Origin of the sequence: Pseudomonas sp. FSL R10-0056 (assembly GCF_009600105.1) — a bacterium.
GTDB classification, from domain to species: domain Bacteria; phylum Pseudomonadota; class Gammaproteobacteria; order Pseudomonadales; family Pseudomonadaceae; genus Aquipseudomonas; species Aquipseudomonas bubulae.
In genome coordinates this window covers 1-681 of the sequence record NZ_WIWL01000079.1, presented here as the reverse complement: position 1 = coordinate 681, position 681 = coordinate 1, and the positions used below count along the sequence as shown (strand labels likewise).

The following is a 681-nucleotide window of genomic DNA, read 5'->3' as shown; positions in this document are numbered from 1 at the left end:
TGGCGCTCTACTCCGCACCCGTCAAACCCATCCGTCGTAGCAGTGGCCGTTCCACCCCTGCCGCCGCTGCGTATCGGAATGCAGCGCGAATCATCGACGAGCGCACCGGCGACATTCACGACTACACCCGCCGTTCCGGCGTGGATCACGTCGAGTCATTTGCTCCGGTCGGTATGGCTCCACAGTCAGGTTCTGAACTGTGGAACAAGGCCGAAGCCGCCGAGGTTCGTAAGAACGCCCGAGTGGCCCGGGAAGTACTGGTCGCACTGCCTCACGAACTTGACCAGGTACAACGCCGAGAGCTGGCCAAGTCGATTGCCCAGGGCTTGGCCGATCGCTACGGCACAGCGGGAACGCTTGCCGTTCACCAGCCCGACCGAGAGGGCGACAACCGTAATCACCACGTCCATATATTGATGACCACGCGCCGCCTTGATGCGTCGGGCCAGTTGGGCGAGAAGACCCGCGAACTGGACGATGTGAAGCGCGGCCCGCAAGAGGTGGAGTGGATACGGGCCATGATCGAGGGTCGAACCAACCAATCACTGGAGCGCGCCGGGCTTGAGGCGCGGGTGGATCGGCGTTCTTTGATTGAGCAGCGCGCCGCTGCGCTCGATGCCGGCGACATGGATCGAGCTGCGGAGCTGGGTCGGCCGGCAACCCTTCACGAAGGCCCAAGGG

The 681-nt window shown here is 63.7% G+C and carries 1 protein-coding gene; it reads left to right on the top strand.

Going from position 1 to position 681, the window contains the following annotated elements; all coding sequences use genetic code 11:
* On the top strand, positions 1 to 681 hold a 681-nt coding region (locus GHO42_RS04225), incomplete at both ends, for a MobA/MobL family protein (RefSeq protein ID WP_178114892.1).